Raw genomic sequence first — 22,468 nt, forward strand, 5'->3', positions numbered from 1 at the left:
CAATGAATTTGTTATTACTCTGCGGCCGCCGACTGGCGGCCGCCATCCCCGCCCTATTGCTTATTCTGATCGGTATTTTCCTGCTTTTGCAGCTGGCGCCCGGCGATACCGTCGATGCGCTGGTCGCGCAGGTCGGCGGAGCCGACGCCACCATGATCGAGGAACTGCGCCGGTATTACGCGCTGGATCAGTCGGTATCGGTGCGTCTGGGGGATTATCTGTGGCGTCTGGTTCATCTGGATCTCGGCCAGTCTGCCATTTATGGCAAGCCCGTCGCCGACGTGATTATCGAGCGTCTGCCGGTGACCCTGCTGCTGATGGGATCGTCGCTCGGGCTGGCGGTGTTTATGGGTATGGTGCTGGGGATCATCGCCGCCCGGCGCGTGAATCGCTGGCCGGACACGCTGATCTCCCTGCTGGGGCTGATTTTCTATTCCACCCCCTCTTTCTGGTTCGGCCTGATGGGGATTTTCCTGTTTTCCATCTATCTCGACTGGCTGCCCTCCGGCGGATTTGAAACCATTGCCGGCGGACTCAGCGGCTGGGCGAGAATTTGGGATATCGCCCGGCATCTGTTATTGCCCACGCTGACGCTGGCGCTGATATTTCTGGCGATCTATCTGCGCATCATGCGCGCCTCGATGCTGGAAGTCGCCACGCTGGATTTCGTGCGCACCGCCCGCGCCAAAGGATTAAGCGAAACCAACGTCGTCGTCAGACATATATTGCGTAACGCGCTGCTGCCGCTGGTGACGTTAATCGGCCTGCAGGCCGGCACCATGCTGGGCGGGTCGGTGGTGGTGGAAAGCGTTTTCGCCCTGCCGGGGTTGGGCCGCCTGGCCTACGAATCGGTGATGCAGCGCGATCTGAACACGCTGTTAGGCGTGGTTTTCGTCTCCGCGCTGCTGGTTATCAGCATTAATTTTCTGGTGGACGTGCTTTACGCCAAACTGGACCCGCGTATTTCCGGTGAACGGTCATGATTGATTTTTTCAAGCGCTACGCGCGCAGTCCCGCGTCGTTATTTGGTATCGCGTTATTAGTCGTGGTGGTGGGCATGGCCCTGACCGCCGATCTGTTCTTTCCCGAAAATCCCCTGCGGCTGGCCGGTCGGCCGCTACAGTGGCCGTGGCAAAATCCGCGCTTTTTGCTGGGTACCGACCACGCCGGACGCGATATCGCCGCCCAGTTGTTTCATGGCGCGCGCGTTTCGCTGATGATCGGTTTCGTCGCCACGGCGATCGCCATCGTTATTGGCATCGTGGTCGGCGCGCTGGCCGGCTATTACGGCGGCGTCATCGACGACCTGCTGATGAGGATCACCGAAACCTTTCAGATCCTGCCCAATTTCCTGCTGCTGCTGTTGCTGGTGGCGGTCTTCGGCTCAACCATGCAGACCGTGATTCTGGCTATCGGCATCGTCTCCTGGCCCCCGGCGGCGCGCTTAACGCGGGCCGAGTTCATGTCGCTGCGCAACCGGGAATTCATTCAGGCCGTCCGCTCGCTGGGAATGCGCGATCTGCCGATTATCTTTCGCGAAATTCTGCCCAATGCGCTGCCGCCCATCGTGGTTTACGCCAGCGTTATCATGGCGATCGCCATTCTGCTCGAAAGCGCGCTGGCCTTCCTTAATCTGTCCGACCCCAACGTTCCCTCCTGGGGAAACCTGATCGGCGGCGGTCGCAGCGTACTGCGGGAACAGTGGTATGTTTCCGCCATTCCCGGCATCGCCATTCTGCTTACCGTGCTGGCGGTCTCGCTGGTCGGCCAGGGGATCAATGACGCCCTCAATCCAAGGCTTAAAAACCGATGAATACACTGCTGTCGATAACCGATCTCAGCGTCAGACTGCCGGCCAATGCCGACCGGCCTTATGCCTTGCGTCAGGTGTCGCTCGATCTGCGCGAAAATGAAATCCTGTGCGTGGTGGGGGAAAGCGGCTCCGGTAAATCGATGACGGCCAGCGCCATTATGGGGCTGCTGCCGGAACAGACGCGCATCGAATCGGGAAGCATTTTGCTGGAAGACCGCGACCTGCTATCGCTGCCGGAGAGCGCGCTGCGTAAAATACGCGGCGCCCGGATCGGCATGATTTTTCAGGAGCCGATGACGGCGCTCAACCCACTGCATACCGTGGCCGACCAGATTGGCGAAATGTTCCGTACCCATCGACCGACCCTTTCCCGCAAGGCGATTGCGGAAAAAGTGCAACGGCTGTTAATCGACGTTCAGATCCCCGACCCGCTGTCCGCCGCGCACGCCTATCCGCACCAGCTCTCCGGCGGGCAGCGCCAGCGCGTGATGATCGCCATGGCGCTGGCGCTGGAGCCGCGGGTGCTGATTGCCGACGAGCCGACCACCGCGCTGGACGTCACCACTCAGGCGCAAATCCTGCGGTTGATACGCGAATTGCAGCAGCGTCAGGGTACCTCGGTGCTGTTTATCACCCATGACTTTGGCGTGGTCGCCGACATCGCCGATCGCGTCGCGGTCATGCAGCACGGCGAAGTGGTAGAACAGGGGCCGGCGGAGCAAATCCTCAACGCCCCGCGGCATCCTTATACTCAGGCGCTGATCGCCGCCGTGCCGTCCTTTCGCCCCGGCGCATCGCGCCCGGCGGTCGCCAGTCAGGACATCCTGACATTAGAGCACGTCAGCAAAACATTCCGCCAGGGAGGCTGGCTGCCGCGCAATCGGCGGGTATCGCACGCGCTGCGGGACGTCAGCCTGACGCTGCCGCAGGGCAGCACGCTCGGCATCGTCGGCGAAAGCGGTTCCGGCAAATCGACGCTGGCCCGCTGTATTGTCCGGCTCTATCAGCCGGACAGCGGCGAGATTACGCTGGCGGACCAGCGCCATGACGGCAGCAATCGAACGCGTCAACGCCGGCAGAGTCGTACCGTGCAGATGGTGTTCCAGGATCCTTTCGCCTCGTTAAATCCGCGTCAGACGGTGGGGGAAATCGTCGGCAAGGGACTGGAAATCCACGGCGCATCGCGCAAGCAGGCGCAGCAAAAAGCCAGGGAGTTATTTTCACTGGTCGGGCTGGATCCCGAATCGATCCATCGCTATCCCCATGAGTTTTCCGGCGGACAGCGGCAGAGGATCGGTCTGGCCAGAGCGCTGGCGCTGGAGCCGCGCATTCTGGTGGCGGATGAGCCGGTTTCCGCGCTGGACGTTTCCGTCCAGGCGCAGGTGTTGCGTCTGCTGGCGGAACTGCGCCAGCGCCTCGGCCTGTCGCTGATTTTTATCACCCATGACCTGCGGGTGGCGGCGCAAATCTGCGATCGGGTGATCGTGATGAAGGCGGGAGAAATCGTCGAACAAGGGCCGACGCATCAGGTATTCCAGTCCCCCCGGCATGAATATACCCAACTGCTGCTCAACGCGATTCCCGGTAAAGGATGGAACCTCCAGACGCCATGAAATAACTCTTTCGCAACATGCCCCAGAACCGGCGGAAAATGATATTCTGTTTTCACACGCCATGCCGGATTATCCGACAGTCATTCACCTGCAATTTGCAGCGCCCGCGCGCCAGCCGCGCCGACCGGCCTGCCGAAAAGGAGATGTTAATAGTGTCTGAATTGTCTCAGCTTACCCCGCAGCCGCTGTGGGACATTTTTGCCAAAATTTGCTCTATTCCACATCCGTCTTACCATGAAGAAGCGCTTGCCGCGCATATCCTTGCCTGGGCGCAAGAGAAAGGCATTCATGCCGAGCGCGATCAAGTCGGTAATATTCTGCTGCGTAAAGCGGCGACGCCGGGAATGGAAAATCGCAAGCCGGTGGTGTTGCAGGCGCATCTGGATATGGTGCCGCAGAAGAACAACGATACCGCGCACGACTTCACCAAAGACCCCATCCAGCCGTACATTGACGGCGAGTGGGTGAAAGCGCGCGGCACCACGCTGGGCGCGGATAACGGCATCGGCATGGCGTCGGCGCTGGCCGTGCTGTCCGACAGCGGCGTGAAGCACGGTCCGCTGGAAGTGTTGCTGACCATGACCGAGGAGTCCGGCATGGACGGCGCGTTCGGTCTGCAACCCAACTGGTTGCAGGGCGAAATTCTGATCAATACCGACTCGGAACAAGAAGGCGAAGTTTACATGGGCTGCGCCGGCGGCATCGACTTCATCACCCGGCTGCCGTTGGAGCGCGAAGCGCTGCCTGCCGGTTACCAGACGCTGACCCTGACGCTCAAGGGGCTGAAAGGCGGCCATTCCGGCTGCGATATTCATTTGGGGTTGGGCAATGCCAATAAATTGCTGGCGCGCTTCCTGTTCGAACAGGCCGACAAACTGGATATCCGCATTCTAGAACTGAACGGCGGCACGCTGCGCAACGCCATTCCGCGCGAAGCCTTCGCCACGCTGGCGTTGCCCGCGGCCAACGTCGGGCAATTCAAGGCGCTAAGTGAGGAATACCTGTCGCTGCTGAAAAACGAGCTGTCCGTAGTGGAGAAAAATCTCACCCTGCTGGTCGAGGAATCAGACAGTACCGCGCAGGCGCTGACCAAAGACGTCGGCGCGCGGCTATTGGCCTTGCTGAACGCCATGCCGAATGGCGTCATCCGCATGAGCGACGTGGTAAAAGGCGTGGTGGAAACCTCGCTGAACATCGGCGTGGTTACCACGGACGAAAAACAGGCCGAAATTAACTGCCTGATCCGCTCTCTGATTGACAGCGGCAAAGACGCCGTGGTCGGCACGCTGACGGCGCTGGGCCAACTGGCCGGCGCCGAAACCACGCCCAAAGGCGGCTATCCCGGCTGGCAGCCGGATGCGAACTCTCAGGTTATGCAGCTGGTGCGGGAAACCTATCAGAAGCTGTTTAACAAAACCCCGAACATCATGGTTATTCATGCCGGTCTGGAGTGCGGACTGTTCAAAGAACCCTATCCCGATATGGATATGGTTTCCATCGGGCCGACCATCACCGGGCCGCACTCGCCGGACGAACAGGTGCATATCGCCAGCGTCGGCCAATACTGGCAGTTGCTGACCGCCCTGCTGAGAGCCATTCCCGAACGCGCCTGATCCGATCAGGTACGGGAGTTTGTCATTAACAACCCCCACCCGGCCTCCCCCTTGTCAGGGGGAGGAGTTGGCTCCCTCCCCTGCGACTGTCTCTTATACACAAATCCAAGGAATCTTTAGATGCTATGTGCATTCTGGTCTTGGGCTCATTCCTGATTCTTTTTTTGTTTTTGAGCGGCGTAAGAAATTACGCTGAGGTGGACGACCCCGCGAATGCGCCGCAGGGAAGCGGCGCAAGCCAGTGCCGCGTCGGGAACGCGTCACTGGCGGTTCGGAAAAGGGGGGCGACCGCCGAAGGCACCGCGTCAGCGGCGTGATTTCAGCCACAAGCCCGGGTCCGGAGGGTGGTGGCGTTTGAACCACCCTGCGTCGGGCGCGTGCTACGACGTGGCATAAAAATACCTTTCTTTTCGCGCACGAAATAACACCGAGCTTACATATACCGTTATCAGTAAATATGCGACTAAGAGACTGCCGGGAGGGAACTGTTAATGGCAAATACCGTACTTTATACGGCTACGCCTTCACTCCCAATTCAACACCAACTGACGCTCAATTAGCGGATCGAGCAGCGTAACATGCAATCCCACCAGTCGAACGCCACGCTCATCGCGACGTTCCTCCCAGGTTTGCTGCGCCAGCGTGAGCAAATCCTGCTTATTCAACACCGGCCACACATGTTCCTGCGTGGTCTGGCGAAAATCATCAAACTTCAGTTTTACCCCCTGCCGCGCGATATGCAGATCGGGTTTTACGCGTTTTAAACGTAATTCAAGCTCCTGATAAAGCTGCTCGATTAAACCTTCGCACTGATGCCAGTGGTGAATATCCTGCGCCAGCGTTTTCTCAACCCCGACCGACTTCCGCAACCGGTCTGGCGAGACAGGCCGTTCATCAATTCCGTGGCAACGCTCCCACAAAACCCGGCCAAATTTGCCAAAACTTTTTAATAACTCAGCCAGTTCGTGATTGCGCACGTCGGCGCAGGTCAGCATGCCCTTCTCTTCCAGCCGCTTCGCCGTGACTTTGCCGACGCCGGGGATCTTCGCCAGCGGCAACTGCAATAAAAACGCGTCCACCTTATCCGGGGGGATAACATACTGGCCGTCAGGTTTATTCAGCTCGGAAGCGACCTTGGCGAGAAATTTGATGGGCGCGACGCCGGCGGAGGCCGTCAGATTCAGCTCAGCGGCAATAGCCTGACGGATCTCCTCCGCCATCAGCGTCGCGGAACCGTTGCAATAAGGGCTGTCGGTGACATCCAGATAGGCTTCATCCAGAGAAAGCGGTTCAATCAATGAGGTATAACGGGCGAAGATATCGCGGATCTGGCGGGAGGCGGCTTTATACACCTCCATCCGCCCGGAAAGTAACGTCAGGTGCGGACACAGACGCAAGGCCGTCGCCGTCGCCATCGCGCTGTGAACCCCATAGCGCCGGGCCGGGTAATTGGCGGTGCTGATCACGCCGCGACGATCGGCGCTGCCGCCAATCGCCAGCGGGATGTCGCGCAGGCGCGGATTATCACGCATCTCAATTGCCGCGTAGAAGCAATCCATATCGACATGAATAATTTTGCGCATACGTCCCCTCCGCCAAGACTGTATAAATATACAGCCTGAAATTGCTATAAACAAGTTGGCGAACAGTCGTCCGTTGTCTTCGCGCTTAACCCTCGGCCTATTGACGAAAAAACGCATTATTTCTGTTTGTCCTCCGCTTGATATTATTACCGTGTTAACCTTTTGGCGCAGGATAACCCACTCAGAGAACAGAGAGCCGCGATGGAGAATCAGCAGAGTCACAGCAACAGCGTCGAACGCCAGTTTGGTTCGCAAGCACAAAATTATCTGACCAGTACGGTACATGCCCAGGGTAAGGATTTAGAGCGACTGTCGGCTTTATTGGCCGCCTCCCCTGATGCCGCCGTCATCGATCTGGGATGCGGCGCCGGACATGCCAGTTTCACCGCCGCCCAGGTGGTGAAAGAGGTCGTGGCTTATGATCTGTCCTCACAAATGCTGGAGGTCGTCGCTCAGGCCGCCAAACAGAAAGGTCTGACGAATATCCGCACGCAGCAGGGCGTCGCCGAAGCGCTGCCGTTTGCCGACGCCAGCGCCGATATCGTAATCAGCCGCTATTCCGCCCACCATTGGCATGATGTCGGGCAGGCGCTGCGTGAAATCCGCCGCGTGCTGAAACCGGGCGGTCTGGTCATCATGATGGATGTGGTCTCACCGGGTCATCCGCTGTTGGATGTCTATTTGCAAACGGTGGAAAAATTGCGTGATCCCTCTCACGTGCGCGATTACGCGCCCGGCGAATGGCTGAGCATGTTTACCGAAGCAGGATTTATCGTGCGTAACGTCGCCAGCGATCGCCTGAAACTGGAGTTCAGCAGTTGGATCGCGCGCATGAGAACGCCCGACTTTTTCGCCGTCGCGATCCGCGAACTGCAAAAAACCCTGGCCGCGGAAGTCGTCCGGCATTTTGAACTACAGGATGACGGTTCTTTTGTAACCGATATCATGATGTTTGAAGCGACAAAATTGTAATCGCTGATTACCTGCCTGACGCACTCAGGCGGAATAAACAATGGACAGCGTAAAGGTATCGCCTTAAATTTATTGTCCATTAAATATGTCTTTTTATTACCGACAAGGTCGATTAATCGGCCGCTACACTCCTTGCGCCGCAAAATTAACTTTTTTATCGGTTTTCACTCTTGATTAAAATTAAGGCAATGATAATGTGAAACCGCCAACAGGCAAAGGAGTACGGGAGGATCATCGCCCCGTCGATATAGCACAGCTTTTATTCACCAGGATCAACAATGCAAAAAATCGCGCTGTCTTTTGCGATGCTGTTTTTTTTGCCGTCCCTTGCCGTTACCTGCGCAGCCAGTGAACCCGCGCCGATAGCAAAAGACCTGAAGCAACAGTTATTGGGCTCTCCGATCTATATTCAAATATTTAAGGAAGAGAGAGTATTAGAACTTTACGCCAAAGTCGGAAATGAATATCGCTTATTGGAAAATTATCCGATTTGTAAATATTCGGGCGGACTTGGGCCGAAACGCATTGAGGGCGATTTAAAAAGCCCCGAGGGGTTCTATCAGGTCGATCTCCGCCAGCTCAAACCGGACAGCCATTATTATCGCGCGATAAACATTGGTTTTCCTAATGAATATGACAAATCACAGGGATATTCCGGCCGCTACCTGATGATCCACGGCGAATGCGTTTCCGTGGGTTGCTATGCCATGACCAATAATTATATTGAAGAGATCTATCGTTATGCGGAACAGGCGCTGCTTAACGGACAGACGAAAATACAGCTGGCGATTTATCCGTTCCGCATGACGGAAAAAAATATGCAACGCCACCGTAATTCCGCCTATTCCGCTTTCTGGCGTCAGTTACAACCGGGTTATGCCTATTTCAATCAGCATTATCAGCCGCCGGCCATCTCGGTATTAAACGGGCAGTACGTCGTCAGTCCACCGTTGATGACCAGCAAGCCGGTATCAAATTATGCGTTCACCGAAACGAAATAAGACAAACTCGCCTGGCATGATCTTATGCCAGGTTTCATTGCCGGTCAGCGGCTGCGTCGCCAGCACCGTAACCACATCGTTGGGCGTAGTCTGCTGCTGAAAATCAATTTCCACATCCTGATCCAGCAATGTCGCTTTCCCAAAGGGCGCGCGCCGGGTGATCCAATAAAGATGGGTTGAACAATATCCCATCACAAACTGCCCGTCAGACAACAGCATGTTAAACACGCCTTTCTTGCGCAGAACATCCGCCTGTTGCGCAATATAGCGGAACACCGCGGGCCAGTTGCCCGGCGTGCGCGGATAGCGCTGCGACAATTGGTACAACAGCCAGCAGAACGCAAATTCGCTATCCGTCTGGCCGACCGGCCGGAATGTGCCGGTTTTTAACGAACGATACCCTTTTAATTGCCCGTTATGTGCAAACGTCCAGTTTCTCCCCCACAGTTCGCGGGTAAAAGGATGGGTATTTTCCAACGCGACCGATCCCCGATTCGCCTGGCGAATATGCGATACCACGGCGCAAGATTTGATGGGATAATCCTGCACCAGCTTGGCTATCGGCGAGCAGTAGCTTGGCTGCGGGTCTTTGAAGGTCCGGCAGCCATGTCCTTCATAAAACGTAATTCCCCAACCATCCCGGTGCGGCCCGGTCAGGCCGCCACGCTGTACCAGTCCGGTAAAACTGAAACAAATGTCCGTCGGTACATTAGCGCTCATCCCAAGCAGTTCACACATGGTAAATCTCTTAACCTCTCAAGCGCCTTCCGTTATCCTTTAGCAACCATCTCTTTTTCAATGAGTTGGATAAGGATATGTATCGCCTTAATATGAATTTCCTGAATACGGTCGGCATAGCCGAAATGCGGCACGCGGATTTCCACATCCGCGGTACCGGCCATTTTGCCGCCGTCTTTACCCGTCAGCGTAATGACCTTCATCCCTTTCGTTTTCGCCGCGGCGATCGCTTTAATAATATTGCCGGAATTACCCGACGTGGAAATCCCCAGCAGCACATCGCCTTCGCGCCCAAGGGACTCGATATAGCGAGAGAAAACAAAATCATAACCAAAATCGTTGCTGACGCAGGAGAGATGGCTTGGGTCAGAGATAGCGATCGCCGGGTAGCCAGGGCGGTTTTCCCGGTAACGGCCGGTCAGCTCTTCGGCAAAATGCATCGCATCGCAGTGCGAACCGCCATTGCCGCAGGAAATCACTTTCCCGCCTGATTTAAACGCGTCGGCCAGTAATACCGCAGCATTTTGAATAGACTGAATATTCGCATCGTCACTCAAAAAAGCATCCAGCGTAGCCGCCGCTTCTTTCAGCTCACTACGGATTAAGTCTTGGTACATGGAATCCTCTCAAATTTGTCCGGTGACATCATCATATTCTGTTATGCAGTGTAGCGGATTGCCGAAACAGCGAGAAGCGCGCAATGTCACGATCGCCAGGATCGCGGAAAACAATCAGAAAATGGTGCATAACCCGCCGGATTGCGGATCAAATTGTAATTACGATGTAAACAAATCGATAAAAACAGGCGGGTAAAGGACAACACGTCGGATTTGCAGGTCGGAGCCGTTGTCGGTCGCTGCTCAAGCGCGGTAAAATAACGGTTTCCTCCCTAATAAAGACACCACGCCATGGCATATATTCCGAAGAACTACGCGAAGCTCGAAAGCGGCTATCGTGAAAAAGCGCTGAAACTCTTCCCTTGGGTATGCGGCCGCTGCTCGCGCGAGTTCGTCTATTCCAACCTGCGTGAGCTCACCGTTCACCATATCGATCACGACCACAGCAATAACCCGGAAGACGGCAGCAACTGGGAAATGCTGTGCCTGTACTGTCACGACCATGAGCATTCAAAATATACCGATGCGGATATCTACGGTTCGACCGTGGTCGCCGGCGAGGATGCCCAGAAAGATGTCGGCGTCGCGACGCATAACCCCTTTGCCGATCTGAAGGCGCTGATGGAGAAAGGGAAAAAATAAGCGCCATGGGGCGACAGCTCGCCCCCGTATTGAGAAGTTTGCTTTTTATGCCCCGCTTTGACGTACGCGAGCCAGTAATTCATCCACATTGGCAATGTGCGGCGCGGCAAGAATCAACGTTCGTCCCAGACGCAACGCGTGACGCTGACTCTCCGCCCGGGCATCATCATCCTGAATGCCGTCAAGATCGGCGACGTGCGCCAGTCCAATCGTGCGGCGAATCAGTTCCGTGCCGCAATAGCCGATCGCATCCTGCCATACCTGTTGCAAAAAGATCCCGGCATAGCCCGATTCAGCCAAAGACGGCTCACGGCTATGATGCTGACTCAGCGCCAAAAAACGCGCCGCAAAGGTATTCCACAGCGTGCGGACGTCGGTAAGACGCTGCGCTCTTCCCGCATCCGCTTCACGCGGCGCCAGCAGCCCCGGCAAACCGCAATAGTTAAGCAACAGATTACCCAACGCCGTTCCCACATCGAACCCTATCGGGCCATAGAAACCGAATTCGGCGTCAATCGCCTTTAAACGTCCTTCCGCGACAAAGATAGAACCGCTATGGATATCGCCATGCAGCAGCGCTTCGGCCTTGCTCAGGAAACGGTGCTTTAATCCCGCCACCGCCAGCTTCAACGCCCGGTCGTCGCGCAGCGTCTGAACATCGTCCGCCAGCGCCGCGTCGAACTGATTTCGTTCGTGGTCGATATAGGGGTCGGTAAAGAACAAATCTTCGGTGATCTGGCATAGCTCAGGGTTGGTGAACTGAATGACGGCCGCTTTTTTGTCATGAGGCCCCTGATAAAAATCCGACGTATGGAACAGCGTCTGCGCCAGATACTCGCCCAACTGTTCGGCCGCCTGAGGATAGTGAACCCCCTTCGTCAACTCGCTGCGCCAGATGCGATGATCGGAAAGATCTTCCTGCACCATCACCGCCAGTTCGGCATCATGGTGCAAGACGGTAACCGTGTGCTGAGGGCAAAACCGCGCGTGGACCAGCAGCGTTTCGGCTTCAATGCGCGCGCGATCCAGCGTCAGCGGCCAGGATTCGCCGACGCAGCGCACATAGGGCAGCGCCTGTTTGACTATCACCCGGCTTATTCCCTGGACATCAAGGATTTTAAACACCAGATTCAGATTACCGTCGCCAATTTCTTCTGCGGCGACCAGCGCTTGCGGATCGCTCGCCCCGCCGTACCGGCGGGCATATTCCACAGCATCGTCTGCCGTAAAGGTGCGGTAAAGTGACATTGCCAACCCCTTCTTTATTCTTCTATTGACCGTTTTCAGCGCCATCAGACATAAAAGCGTCTGGACATCTATACATCTGTCAAGCATATTGGCAGAATAAGAAAATTGATGCAATAGCACAACATGGATTTAACCTACAATGCAGAAACTTAACACAACCAGTCTGAAAATCGTTGACGATCGGCTCTGGATCCTCGATCAGCAGGCGCTGCCGCAGAAAGAACGCTGGTGTCCCTGCCCGGACGTCGCGACGCTGGTTGAACATATTCAAACGCTGCGCGTACGCGGCGCGCCGCTGATCGGCCTATCCGCCAGCCTGTTGCTCGCCCTGCTGGCGCAACAAGGGCTTTCCAGGCCGCAGTTGGCCGACGCGCTGGAAACGCTGCGCGCCGCGCGTCCGACCGCCGTCAATCTGATGAATAACCTGGATCGGATGAAGCTCGCGCTGGCGCAGCCGCAATTCGTCGACGCCATGGAGCAGGAAGCGTTGCGTCTGGTCGAGGAAGACCGCCGGCTGTGTGAGAACATTGCCGATTACGGCGCCACGCTGGTTGCGCCGAACAGCCGTCTACTGACCCACTGCAACACCGGCGGGCTGGCGACGGCCGGCATCGGCACCGCCATCGGCGTGCTGCTGCGATCGCATCAACAGGGGAAAATTAGCCAGGTCTGGGTGGATGAAACCCGGCCATTGCTCCAGGGAGGACGCCTTACCGCCTGGGAGTTGGGCGAATTGGGCATTCCTTATCAGCTGATTTGCGACTCGATGGCCGCCAGTCTGATGGCGCAAGGAAAAGTTGACGCGGTATGGGTCGGCGCGGACCGTATCGCCGCCAACGGCGATGTGGCCAATAAAATCGGCACCTACAGTCTGGCCGTGTTGGCGCATTATCACCGGATCCCATTCTATGTGGCCGCGCCGCATACCACGCACGACCCCGACTGCCCGGACGGCAAGGCTATCCCGATTGAACAACGCGCCGCGGCGGAAGTCACCGGCGTAGCCGGCAGTTTCGGCCGCTGCCGGTGGGCGCCGCAAAATGCGCCGGTCTACAATCCGGCCTTCGACGTCACGCCGGCGGCGCTGATCAGCGGTTGGGTGCTGGATACCGGCATCGTGACGCCGCAGGCGGCGCAAGACGGGATATTTCGCTCAGCGTTGAAATAAAAAAAGCGCCAGCCCGGCTGGCGCCTCTCTGTTACATCACCTCAAATTCAACTCGCCAGCTTCGGATACGCATCCGCAATCTTGTCGCCGGTGAAATGCGCGATCCAGCCTTCCGGGTTATCGAACAGACGAATGGCGGTAAAGTGAGGTTCCGGCCCCATATCAAACCAGTGCGCGGTACCCGCAGGAACGGATAACAGATCGTTTTTCTCGCACAGGATCTGGAAGATCTTGCCTTGCAGATGCAGGCAGAACAGTCCGGCGCCCTCCACGAAGAAACGCACCTCATCTTCATTATGGGTATGTTCGGACAGGAATTTGGCGCGCAGCTCGGCGCGCTGCGGATTGTCCGCCCGAATGCTGATGACGTCCACCGACTGATAGCCTTTTTCCGCCACCAGCCGATCGATATCCTGCCGATAGGCCGCCAGCACTTCGTCGGCATCGGGGCTGGCGCTTAACGGCTGGTTCGCCTGCCAGCGTTCAAATCTCACGCCGATATCGGCCAGTTGCCGACGGATGGCTTCTGCATCCTGACTTTGCCAAATCGGCTGGCTTGCATCGCTATCGCTAAAGATGGTCAGTGCGCTCATTGGGAATACTCCTGTAAATCGATTTGGTCAAAACTCGCCACCTGACGGTGGCCGCTCAAGTCATCAGCATCGGTACGAATGAGCTGACAGGTATGCCATCCGGCCTGCTGCGCGGCGTCCAGTTCCTGACGAATGTCCGACAGAAACAGCAACTGTCCGGCAGGCAGGCCGATGGATTGCTCGATGGCGCGATAAGACGCCGTTTCGCGCTTGGCGCCGACGCGAGTATCAAAATAATCGCTGAACAGCGGGCGCAGATCCCCGGCCTCGCTGTAGCCAAACAGCAGTTGCTGCGCTTCAACCGAACCGGAAGAGTAGACGTACAGCCGAATGCCCTGCTGTCGCCAGTCCGCCAACCGCGCCGCGACTTCCGGGTACACATGACCGCGAAAATCGCCGTTGAGATAGCCGCTGCGCCAGATAATGCCTTGTAACAACTTCAACGCGGGAGATTTACGATCTTCATCCATGAAACGGTTTAATGCCGTAATCAGCGTGGCCTGGTCCGCATCCGGCAGTCCCAATTCCAGACGCAGCGCCGCCAACGCGCGAGCGATCTCCTCATTCTGTTCCTGCCGTCGCACCGTCTCCGTCAAACGGTCGCGGGCATAGGGAAACAGCACATTATGCACGAAACGAATATCGCTGGTGGTACCCTCAATATCCGTAACAATCGCTTTAATCACCCCGACCTGACTCATTTGGCCTCCAGCAGGCGACGTTGCAGCTCGCACTGAAACAGGAATTCCAGCCCTTCAAGATGACGGCGCGCCTCTTTTACGCTATCGCCCCAGCAATAGAGGCCATGACCGCGAACCAGAAAGCCGTAACGCAACGCGTCGATCTCCGCACGAGCGGCAACCTTCTGCGCCAGCGCCGCAATATCCTGATCGTTATCGAAAATCGGGATCGCAACCCGATCCAGATGGCTTTTCTGTCCCGCCAGCGACTTCTGCATTTCATAACCTTGCAGCACCAGTTCCGGGCCGGTTTCCACTCTGGAGAGGACGGTCGCGTTGACCGAATGGGTATGCAGCACCGCGCCGGTGCGCGGATACGTGCGATACAGTAAGGTATGCAGCCCGGTTTCCGCGGAAGGGGTACGTCCGCTAGGCACATGATTGGTGGCGATATCCACGCGCAGAAAATCATCAGCCTCTAAGCTGCCTTTATCCTTGCCTGATTCGGTAATCAGACACTGATGTTCATCAAGGCGCACAGACATATTGCCGCCGGTCGCCGGACACCAGCCCTTCTGGCCTATCCAATGACAGGCGGCGAGGAGTGCCGTAATTTGCAGGTTTTCCGTCATGATACTTCCTATTTATGAGTACTTATTCCCCCTCGGCTTTCCCTTTGCAACCTGGCGGCCGCATCCTGAAATCTATCGGGTATAGTACTTTTAGTTATGACTTAGCATTTAAAGGAATTTAGCCGTTTAAACGTCCAAGCGTCTTGATTGCCAAATACTAACATCGTGTTATATTGGCTAGCAATACAGGCCTGTAGGAGTCCTTATCAGTCATGAGCGCCGCACTTATTCCCGACAGCAAACTGCCCTCGCTTGGCACCACCATTTTTACGCAGATGAGCGCACTCGCGCAGCAGCATCAAGCCATCAATCTCTCGCAGGGTTTTCCCGACTTTGACGGCCCGGACTACCTGAAGCAGCGCCTGGCTTACCACGTCAGTCAGGGCGCGAATCAGTATGCGCCGATGACCGGCGTCGCCCCGCTGCGTGCCGCCATTGCCGAGAAAACCGCTGAAATATATGGTTGGCGGCCTGATGTCGATACGGAAATCACCGTCACCGCAGGCGCGACGGAAGCCCTGTTCGCCGCCATTACCGCGCTGGTGCGTCCCGGCGACGAAGTGATCTGTTTCGATCCCAGCTACGACAGCTACGCCCCGGCGGTGGAACTGGCGGGCGGCGTACTGAAACGCGTTGCGCTGCAACCGCCCGCGTTTCACGTCGACTGGGCGGAATTCTCCGGCCTGCTGAGCGATCGCACCCGTCTGGTGATCCTGAACACGCCGCACAATCCTTCCGCCACCGTATGGCGGAAAGAAGATTTCCAACAGCTCTGGCAGGCCATCGCCGCGCATGAGATCTACGTGCTGAGCGATGAAGTGTACGAGCATATTTGTTTTGCCGAAGAAGGTCACGCCGGCGTGCTGGCGCATCCGTCGCTGCGCCAGCGCGCCATCGCCGTCTCCTCGTTCGGTAAAACATTCCATATGACCGGTTGGAAAGTGGGCTACTGCATCGCGCCGGCCGCGTTGAGCGCCGAAGTCCGTAAAATCCACCAATACCTGACGTTCGCGGTCAACACCCCCGCGCAATTGGCCATTGCGGATATATTGCGGGAACAACCCGATCACTGGCGCTCCCTGCCCGATTTTTATCGCGCCCGCCGCGATCGTTTTGTGAATGCGCTGGCCGGCAGCCGCTTTAAAACCCTGCCTTGTAAAGGCACCTACTTTCTGTTGGCGGATTACAGCGCGATTTCCGATCGGGACGATGTCAGCTTCTGCCGCTGGTTAACCGAGCAGGTCGGCGTGGCGGCCATTCCGCTGTCGGTATTCTGCGCCGAGCCGTTCCAGCACACGCTGATTCGGCTATGTTTCGCAAAACAGGAATCTACGCTGGATGCCGCTGCGGAGCGCCTATGTCGACTTTGAAAATCACCTTACTGCAACAGCCGCTGGTCTGGCAGGATGCCGCGGCCAATCTGAACCATTTTGACGCGCTGCTGGCCGGTATCGCCGACCGCGACGTGATCGTGTTGCCTGAAATGTTTACCAGCGGTTTTTCGATGGAAGCCGCGCATAAAGGAATCGAACAGCCGGTAATTGAGAAATGGCTGCACCAGTGGGCGCAGCGCACTAATGCGTTGATCGGCGGCAGCGTCGCGCTGCGAACGCCAAAAGGCGCGGTCAACCGCTTTCTGCTGGTCGATCCGCAGGGCAATGTTTTTCACTATGACAAACGCCATTTATTTCGTATGGCGGATGAGCATCAATATTATCAGGCCGGCGTTGAACGAACGGTTATCGAGTGGCGCGGCTGGCGGATTTGCCCGCTGATCTGTTATGACCTGCGTTTCCCGGTATGGTCGCGCAATCATCGGGATTACGATCTGTTGCTGTATGTCGCTAACTGGCCGGCGCCGCGCGCCCTGCACTGGCGCACATTGCTGGCCGCGCGGGCGATTGAAAATCAGGCGTATGTCGCAGGATGCAACCGGGTAGGCAGCGACGGCAACGGCCATAGCTATCAGGGCGACAGTCTGGTCATTAACGCCCTGGGAGAAACGCTGGCCTCCGCGCCGCCGAACCGGCCGGCCCGGCTGGATGCCGAACTGTCGCTGGAAACATTGCAGAGCTATCGCGAGGCTTTCCCCGCCTGGCGCGATGCGGACAAGTTTTCTCTGTAAAACGCCAACGCCGACGTCAGTTGCAAGGCGGCGATGACGCCGGCGCGTCGAGGCAGGTCTCCTCTTCCTCGGCGCATCGCGCCAGCCGCTGGATGATATCCCGGCGCAACAGATACTTTTTGATTTTTCCCGATGCCGTGCGCGGCAGCGCGTCGACGATAACCACCCGTTCCGGGTATTTGTATTTGGCGACCCGTTTGCGGCTGAAGAAGGCGATCACCTCTGCCAGCGTCAGCGTCCGGTAAGGCGCTTTCAGGACCAGATAGGCGCAGGAACGCTCTCCCAGACGCGCGTCCGGCATGGCGACCACCCCCGCGTCGCGCACGCGCGGATGTTGCAGCAGAATCTCCTCCACTTCCCGGCTGCTGATATTCTCGCCGCCGCGCACGATGATATCCTTTTTCCGGCCGGTGATTTTGATGTAGCCGTCCTCATCCATGCGGCAGAGATCGCCGCTGTAGTACCAGCCATCCTGATCCAGCGCGCGGGCGGTCAGTTCGGGTTCGTCCAGATATCCCATAAACACGTTGGGACCGCGGGACGCCTCTTCCCCCTCTACGCCGCGGGGAACCGTTTGGCGCGCCTTGTCGACGATCTTGATCTCCACGCCTGGGGCGGCGGTGCCGTCGGTATTGATCACCCGGGAGAGCGGATCGTCGAGCTTAACCACCGCATGGGGCGAACTTTCCGTCGCGCCGTAAACGCTCAGTAACTTGATGCCGGCCTGTAAACAGTCGCGGGTGATTTTTTTCGGGATGGTGGTGCCGCCGCACAGGAAGAAACGCAGCGAAGAGAGGTCGTAGTGACGCTGCTGCACGCAACACAGCAGGTCGTAGACGAAAGGCGTGGCCCCCATCACGCAGGTGCATTTTTCCCGCTCCAGAAACGTCAGGCACGCCGACGGATTAAAAATATCCAGCAGCACGCTGCGCGCGCCGATGATAAAGGGCGCGGTGACGCCGTGCAGAAAACCGGTGGCATGGGCCAGCGGCGCGGGCATCAAAATGGTGTCCAGCCAGCTCAGGTTCAGCGTCGCGCAGTAGGCGCGTTCGCTGGCGAGAATATTGTTATGCGTGAGCATAACGCCCTTGGGTACCCCTTCCGTACCGGAGGTGAACAGCACCGCGGCCAGTTCGTCGCCGTGCGTCCTGACGGGATTTTCCAGCGGGGAATAGTCTTGCAGCAGTTGGCTGAGCGCCGGCGTCGAGTCGGCGGACGCCAGCTTATCGACGGCCACCACCCGCTGTAGGTGCGGCAGTTGAGAACGCAGCGGGGCGACCCGCTCCAGCGGACGGTCTTGCTTGAACACCGTCGGGGCGAACAGCACGCGGGCCTGGCTCTTGTTAAGCGTCCAGATAAGCTCCGTCTCGCGGTAAGCGGGCAGCAGCGGAACCGAAACCGCCCCGGTTTTCAGGCAGGCCAGATAGATAATGGTGAATTCGCACCAGCCGGGAAGCTGAAAAGCCACCCGGTCGCCGGGCCGGATGCCCGCCTCCAGCAGGTAAGCGGCCACGCTTCCCGCCGCGCGATCCAGTTGCGCATAGGTGTATGACGCCCCCTGATTGTCGAGGACGGCGATCTTTTGCGGGGCAGCCTTAACCGACTGATGCCAATAGTCGGCGAGCGACGCGTCTCCCCAGTAACCCTGTTGTCGGTAATATTCCCTGCGCGCCGCGTTAAATTTTATCGTGACAGTCATTCGCGTTATCCCGGTTATCAATAACAACCGTGCAGTGCCGTGTCTCGTCAATCGCCGACATATCGCCACCCGAGGTCGCCGTCGGCCGTCAGATTTCCCTGTTCTAAGGGGTTAGCCGAAACGGAACTCGATACCGAAGGTACCCTGCGGGTATTCCCATTTCTCCAGGATGGTATCGCCGCACAGCACCCGGCAGGTGCCGCACTCCAGGCACCCCGCGTAGTCAAAATGGATATTGCCTTCGTCGTCCTGTTTGTACAGGCCGGCGGGACAGGCGTGCAGCAGCAGTCGGAACTGTTCCGCATCCGGGTTATCAACCAGTACGATGTGCGGGTTGCCTTCATCCACCCGGAATTTATCGACCCCCAGTTTCACGTCCACATTTACCGTTTTGTCGTCGTTCATAGCGCGCCCGCCCCTTTAATGCCGTCTTTCAGCAGATTCATCAGCCCCACCTGTCTGGCCCGTTTCACTATTTTTGTCCGCAGGGGTTTAGCGGGACTGCCGTCAATCATGAACATATCGCGCATGATGTCGGCGGCCATGCGCGGGTATTGGTCGAACAGGCGGGGAGTTTCCATCAGCGCCGGCAGCTTGCGGTAGTGATGCATATCGCGCAGCACAAAGCTCTGCTCCAGCTTTTTGCGGTATCCGGCCAGCCCGCCGACGGAAAAATCCTGCTGTTTTTTCGCCTCAATGGCGGTCAACGCGGCCGCTTCCGCCGAGGCGACGGCCAGATCCATACCGCGCACGGTATAGCCCAGATTCAGACACATCCCCGCCGCGTCGCCGACGATCATCACCCCATCGTCCGCCAGCGGCGGCACCATCGCCAGGCCGCCCTCCGGCACCATATGCGCGGAATACTCCAGCAGTTCGCCGCCCGCAATCAACGGGCGGATGGCGGGATGGCGTTTAAAATCCTCCATCATTTGCGGGATGCTTTTGCTGGCGCGCGCCATATCGCCCAGGCCGCAGACCAGCCCCAGCGACAGCGTATCCCGATTGGTGTAGAGGAAACCGCCCCCCATCAGGCCGTTGGACGGCGCGCCGGCGAACAGCCAGGCCGCCCCTTCGCCGGCGGAGAGGTTAAAGCGGTCTTCTATCTGCGACGACGGCAGCGAGATCAGCTCTTTGACGCCCACGGCATAGTGATGGGGCGACGGCGGCGGCACCATGCCGATAGCCCGGCCGAGCAGCGAGTTGACGCCGTCGGCCAGAATAACCACGTTCGCTTCCAGCGCATCGTCGCCGGCCTGTACGCCGGTCACCCTGCCGCCTTCCCGCAGCAGCGCATCCACCCGGACGCCGGGAATAAACTGCGCCCCCGCCGCCTCGGCTTTTTCCATCAGCCAGGGGTCGAACAGGTTGCGCAGCACGGTGTAGGAGGCTTGCGCCGGACTATCCGGCCGCTGGCTATGGAAATCCAGCGTGACGGCGCTGTCGTCGGTGAGAAAGGAGATTTTCTCTCTGGCGACCTTGCGCTCGACCGGCGCCTCCTGCGCAAAGCCCGGCATAATCTTCTCCAGGCTGTGGGCGTAAAGACGCCCCCCGGTCATATTCTTACTGCCCGCGGAATTGCCGCGCTCGATGACCAGCACCTCCAGTCCGGCTTGCGCCATGACATAACCGGCGACGCAGCCCGCCACGCCGGCCCCGACCACGATGGCATCGAATTTTTCTTCCGACATGCTGTTGCTCCCCGGCCCGCGACCTTTTTATCGGGCGGGCCGTTTATTATTATTGAGTTAGCTGTTCAATCAGGGCCGGCACCACCTTGTAGATATCCCCCACCAGGCCGTAGTCGGCGTACTGGAAGATCGGCGCGTTCTTGTCTTTATTGACGGCGACGATGATCTTGGCGCCGTTGCCGCCGACCATATGCTGGATCTGCCCGGAAATGCCCAGCGCCAGATAGAGATCGGATTTCAGCAATACGCCGGACACGCCGATATAGCGCTCGCGCTCCATCCAGTGTTCGCCCTCGGCGATCGGCCGCGAACAGCCCACTTCCGCGCCAAGCGCGCTCGCCAGCGCCTGCACCATGCGCAGGTCGTCCTGCGCCGTCAGACCGCGCCCCACGCCCACTACGCGTTTGGCTTTGCTCAGATCCACGCTGCTCAACGATTTGCTGCGGCGCTCCTTGCACAGGATCGCCTGGCGCGGCGCGACATAATCCGCCTGATGGACAGGGCTGGAGTGAGCGGCATCGGCCGATACCGGCTCGACAGCGCCGGGAGCCAGCGTGACAACGGCGATCGGGGTGTTGATTTTTTCCCGGCCGAAAGCCAGACCGCCGTACATCCGGTGTTCGGCATAGGCGGCGTCATCATCGACGCTGAACGACGTAACGTCGTTGACCACCGCCGCATCAAGCAACACGCCCAGTCTGGCGGCCAGCGCCTTGCCGCGTTTGGTCGCCGCCAGCAGGATAAGCGTGGCGGGCCGCTGCTGAGCCGCGGGTTTATCGATAAGAGCAACCAGGGTTTCCGCATAATTTTCCACCCGTTGCAGGGCCGACTTCTCATCCAGCACGTAGAGCGCATCCGCCCCCAGCGGTTGAACGGACGGCACGGCGTCGGCCGTGGACAGCAGTACGTCGACGCGTTCGCCCCACTGCCGGGCGCCGCTCAACAATTCGGCGTAGCGATCGGGTTTGTCGCTGAACACCCATACGTTGGCTAATTTACTCATGATTTTTTTCTCCGTTGCGGGTTAGTTCAGCGCTTTTTTCAGGTGTTCCGCCAATTCAGCAACCGCTTCCGGCGAGTCACCTTCGATGATGATGTGTTTACGTTCCGCCTGCGGCGGCACGTGGATTTGAGTCAGTTCGGTATAGGGCGCCGCCGGCGACCAGTCGATATCGCCGCCCTGCCAGCGCGTGACCGGTTTTTTGCCCGCGCCGAGGATGGCTTTCATGGAGGGAATTTTCGGCACATTGATATCCGAAGTGACGCAGAGCGCGGCCGGCAGCGCCAATTCCAGCACTTCCACTTCATCTTCCAGGGTGCGTTCAATCAGGAGGCGGTTATCGACCCGTTGGATATTGCTGACCGCATTGACGGTGGGAAGCTGCAACAGCTCGCCCACCAGCAGTCCGACCTGCTGGGCGTACAGATCGCCGGAGCCTTCGCCGAACAGCAGCAGATCGAAGCCGATCTTGCGGGCGGCGGCGGCCAGCGCCCGCGCCGTGTCATAAGGCAGCGCATGCTCCAGCTTTTCGTCCTGAACCAGATAGAGTTCCTGCGGGCCGCGCGACAGTACGTCTTTACGCACCTTGGTGTTGTCCAAAAACTTACCGCCGGCGCTGAGCGCGACGACCCGATCGTCGTCGCCGGCCAACTGTACGGCCGCTTCAATGGCATTCAGATCGAACTGGCTGATTTTGGCATCGGCGCGCTCAAAATTGAGCGTCCGCTGCGCGGTAACCACAATGTCTTGCTCTTCGGGAACCAGCTTGAAGCAGGTTATTATTTTCATGATCTCTCCTATCGGCAATAACGGATATCTGGGATAGTCGTGAAGGCTTCCGAAACAGAATGAAGGTTTCCTTACGACAAACCCCATTTATCTCAGAGGGATATACAAAGTTGATGGTGATATAGTGATACTGCGGCGCGGGAAAAACGACATGATAATATGTTTTAGTTACCAACAATCTTGCAAAAAAAACAGGCTGATGATTAATACCGCTTAATCATTTATTCTTATTTTCCGTGCGAACATTAGGT

22 protein-coding genes are annotated in these 22,468 nt (G+C 57.8%); 10 read left to right on the plus strand and 12 right to left on the minus strand.

Going from position 1 to position 22,468, the window contains the following annotated elements:
- Positions 1 to 2: 2 nt before the first annotated feature.
- From ABRZ28_RS18690 to pepD, 4 genes are all read left to right on the plus strand, one after another.
- Entirely contained in the window at positions 3 to 983 is a 981-nt protein-coding gene (locus tag ABRZ28_RS18690; protein ID WP_136167624.1) for an ABC transporter permease, read from the plus strand.
- Positions 980 to 1,813 carry an ABC transporter permease gene (locus ABRZ28_RS18695; RefSeq protein ID WP_009111678.1) on the plus strand — a complete coding sequence of 278 codons (834 nt, stop codon included), beginning with the start codon at positions 980 to 982 and terminating at the stop codon, positions 1,811 to 1,813. Before ABRZ28_RS18690 ends, ABRZ28_RS18695 begins: the two co-directional genes overlap by 4 nt.
- Entirely contained in the window at positions 1,810 to 3,426 is a 1,617-nt protein-coding gene (locus ABRZ28_RS18700; protein ID WP_330521118.1) for an ABC transporter ATP-binding protein, read from the plus strand. Before ABRZ28_RS18695 ends, ABRZ28_RS18700 begins: the two co-directional genes overlap by 4 nt.
- Before the next feature lie 152 nt (positions 3,427 to 3,578).
- On the plus strand, positions 3,579 to 5,039 hold the full coding sequence (gene pepD / locus ABRZ28_RS18705; protein WP_330521119.1) for a beta-Ala-His dipeptidase: 1,461 nt from the start codon (positions 3,579 to 3,581) through the stop codon (positions 5,037 to 5,039).
- 524 nt (positions 5,040 to 5,563) lie between these two features.
- Here pepD and dinB read toward each other — a convergent pair.
- On the minus strand, positions 5,564 to 6,622 hold the full coding sequence (dinB, locus tag ABRZ28_RS18710; protein ID WP_319605511.1) for a DNA polymerase IV: 1,059 nt from the start codon (positions 6,620 to 6,622) through the stop codon (positions 5,564 to 5,566).
- Positions 6,623 to 6,823: 201 nt separating this feature from the next.
- On the opposite strand from dinB, the gene ABRZ28_RS18715 reads away from it, so the two are divergent.
- Together ABRZ28_RS18715 and dpaA are read left to right on the plus strand one after the other, a co-directional pair.
- Positions 6,824 to 7,594 (plus strand): class I SAM-dependent methyltransferase, encoded by a 771-nt coding sequence (locus tag ABRZ28_RS18715; RefSeq protein WP_330521120.1) that lies wholly within the window; start codon positions 6,824 to 6,826, stop codon positions 7,592 to 7,594.
- Positions 7,595 to 7,872: 278 nt separating this feature from the next.
- A complete protein-coding gene (gene dpaA / locus ABRZ28_RS18720; protein ID WP_319605509.1) occupies positions 7,873 to 8,595 on the plus strand; it encodes a peptidoglycan meso-diaminopimelic acid protein amidase in 723 nt (240 codons plus the stop codon).
- Here dpaA and ABRZ28_RS18725 read toward each other — a convergent pair.
- Together ABRZ28_RS18725 and lpcA are read right to left on the minus strand one after the other, a co-directional pair.
- On the minus strand, positions 8,566 to 9,333 hold the full coding sequence (locus tag ABRZ28_RS18725) for a class II glutamine amidotransferase (protein WP_319605508.1): 768 nt from the start codon (positions 9,331 to 9,333) through the stop codon (positions 8,566 to 8,568). The two genes, dpaA and ABRZ28_RS18725, sit on opposite strands and share 30 nt — an antisense overlap.
- 32 nt (positions 9,334 to 9,365) lie before the next feature.
- Entirely contained in the window at positions 9,366 to 9,950 is a 585-nt protein-coding gene (gene lpcA, locus ABRZ28_RS18730; RefSeq protein ID WP_319605507.1) for a D-sedoheptulose 7-phosphate isomerase, read from the minus strand.
- Positions 9,951 to 10,241: 291 nt separating this feature from the next.
- On the opposite strand from lpcA, the gene yajD reads away from it, so the two are divergent.
- Positions 10,242 to 10,592, plus strand: a complete 351-nt coding sequence (gene yajD, locus ABRZ28_RS18735; RefSeq protein ID WP_319605506.1) for an HNH nuclease YajD — start codon at positions 10,242 to 10,244, stop codon at positions 10,590 to 10,592.
- A gap of 45 nt (positions 10,593 to 10,637) precedes the next feature.
- On the opposite strand, the gene mtnK is transcribed toward yajD, so the two are convergent.
- Entirely contained in the window at positions 10,638 to 11,840 is a 1,203-nt protein-coding gene (gene mtnK, locus ABRZ28_RS18740) for an S-methyl-5-thioribose kinase (RefSeq protein ID WP_330521121.1), read from the minus strand.
- A 139-nt stretch (positions 11,841 to 11,979) separates the two neighbouring features.
- Between mtnK and mtnA the strand changes: the two genes are divergently transcribed.
- On the plus strand, positions 11,980 to 13,008 hold the full coding sequence (gene mtnA, locus ABRZ28_RS18745) for an S-methyl-5-thioribose-1-phosphate isomerase (protein WP_330521122.1): 1,029 nt from the start codon (positions 11,980 to 11,982) through the stop codon (positions 13,006 to 13,008).
- 47 nt (positions 13,009 to 13,055) lie between these two features.
- On the opposite strand, the gene ABRZ28_RS18750 is transcribed toward mtnA, so the two are convergent.
- The 3 genes from ABRZ28_RS18750 to ABRZ28_RS18760 are packed head-to-tail and all read right to left on the minus strand — an operon-like array spanning position 13,056 to position 14,913.
- Positions 13,056 to 13,601, minus strand: a complete 546-nt coding sequence (locus ABRZ28_RS18750; RefSeq protein ID WP_319605503.1) for a 1,2-dihydroxy-3-keto-5-methylthiopentene dioxygenase — start codon at positions 13,599 to 13,601, stop codon at positions 13,056 to 13,058.
- Positions 13,598 to 14,287: an acireductone synthase gene (gene mtnC / locus ABRZ28_RS18755; RefSeq protein ID WP_330521139.1), complete on the minus strand. Its 690-nt coding sequence runs from the start codon at positions 14,285 to 14,287 to the stop codon at positions 13,598 to 13,600. Before mtnC ends, ABRZ28_RS18750 begins: the two co-directional genes overlap by 4 nt.
- 11 nt (positions 14,288 to 14,298) lie before the next feature.
- Positions 14,299 to 14,913 carry a methylthioribulose 1-phosphate dehydratase gene (locus ABRZ28_RS18760; protein ID WP_319605502.1) on the minus strand — a complete coding sequence of 205 codons (615 nt, stop codon included), beginning with the start codon at positions 14,911 to 14,913 and terminating at the stop codon, positions 14,299 to 14,301.
- A gap of 212 nt (positions 14,914 to 15,125) precedes the next feature.
- Here ABRZ28_RS18760 and ABRZ28_RS18765 point away from each other — a divergent pair, with 212 nt between their 5' ends.
- On the plus strand, positions 15,126 to 16,283 hold the full coding sequence (locus tag ABRZ28_RS18765) for a pyridoxal phosphate-dependent aminotransferase (RefSeq protein WP_319605501.1): 1,158 nt from the start codon (positions 15,126 to 15,128) through the stop codon (positions 16,281 to 16,283).
- Positions 16,271 to 17,038, plus strand: a complete 768-nt coding sequence (locus ABRZ28_RS18770) for an amidohydrolase (RefSeq protein ID WP_319605500.1) — start codon at positions 16,271 to 16,273, stop codon at positions 17,036 to 17,038. Before ABRZ28_RS18765 ends, ABRZ28_RS18770 begins: the two co-directional genes overlap by 13 nt.
- Before the next feature lie 16 nt (positions 17,039 to 17,054).
- Here ABRZ28_RS18770 and fadK read toward each other — a convergent pair whose 3' ends face one another.
- The 5 genes from fadK to ABRZ28_RS18795 all read right to left on the minus strand — a co-directional run bounded on the left by fadK (position 17,055) and on the right by ABRZ28_RS18795 (position 22,217).
- Positions 17,055 to 18,737, minus strand: coding sequence for a medium-chain fatty-acid--CoA ligase (gene fadK, locus ABRZ28_RS18775; RefSeq protein ID WP_319605499.1), 1,683 nt, complete (start codon positions 18,735 to 18,737; stop codon positions 17,055 to 17,057).
- Between the two features lie 111 nt (positions 18,738 to 18,848).
- The gene (locus ABRZ28_RS18780) at positions 18,849 to 19,142 is read right to left on the minus strand and encodes a ferredoxin family protein (RefSeq protein ID WP_319605498.1); all 294 of its coding nucleotides are present in this window, start codon (positions 19,140 to 19,142) and stop codon (positions 18,849 to 18,851) included.
- Positions 19,139 to 20,428 carry an FAD-dependent oxidoreductase gene (locus ABRZ28_RS18785; RefSeq protein ID WP_330521123.1) on the minus strand — a complete coding sequence of 430 codons (1,290 nt, stop codon included), beginning with the start codon at positions 20,426 to 20,428 and terminating at the stop codon, positions 19,139 to 19,141. Before ABRZ28_RS18785 ends, ABRZ28_RS18780 begins: the two co-directional genes overlap by 4 nt.
- A gap of 49 nt (positions 20,429 to 20,477) precedes the next feature.
- Positions 20,478 to 21,431, minus strand: a complete 954-nt coding sequence (locus ABRZ28_RS18790; RefSeq protein WP_330521124.1) for an electron transfer flavoprotein subunit alpha — start codon at positions 21,429 to 21,431, stop codon at positions 20,478 to 20,480.
- Positions 21,432 to 21,452: 21 nt separating this feature from the next.
- Positions 21,453 to 22,217: an electron transfer flavoprotein gene (locus ABRZ28_RS18795; RefSeq protein WP_330521126.1), complete on the minus strand. Its 765-nt coding sequence runs from the start codon at positions 22,215 to 22,217 to the stop codon at positions 21,453 to 21,455.
- Positions 22,218 to 22,468: the final 251 nt, after the last annotated feature.

The sequence above is a fragment of the Brenneria sp. g21c3 genome (assembly GCF_040240345.1).
Taxonomy (GTDB): Bacteria; Pseudomonadota; Gammaproteobacteria; order Enterobacterales; family Enterobacteriaceae; genus Brenneria.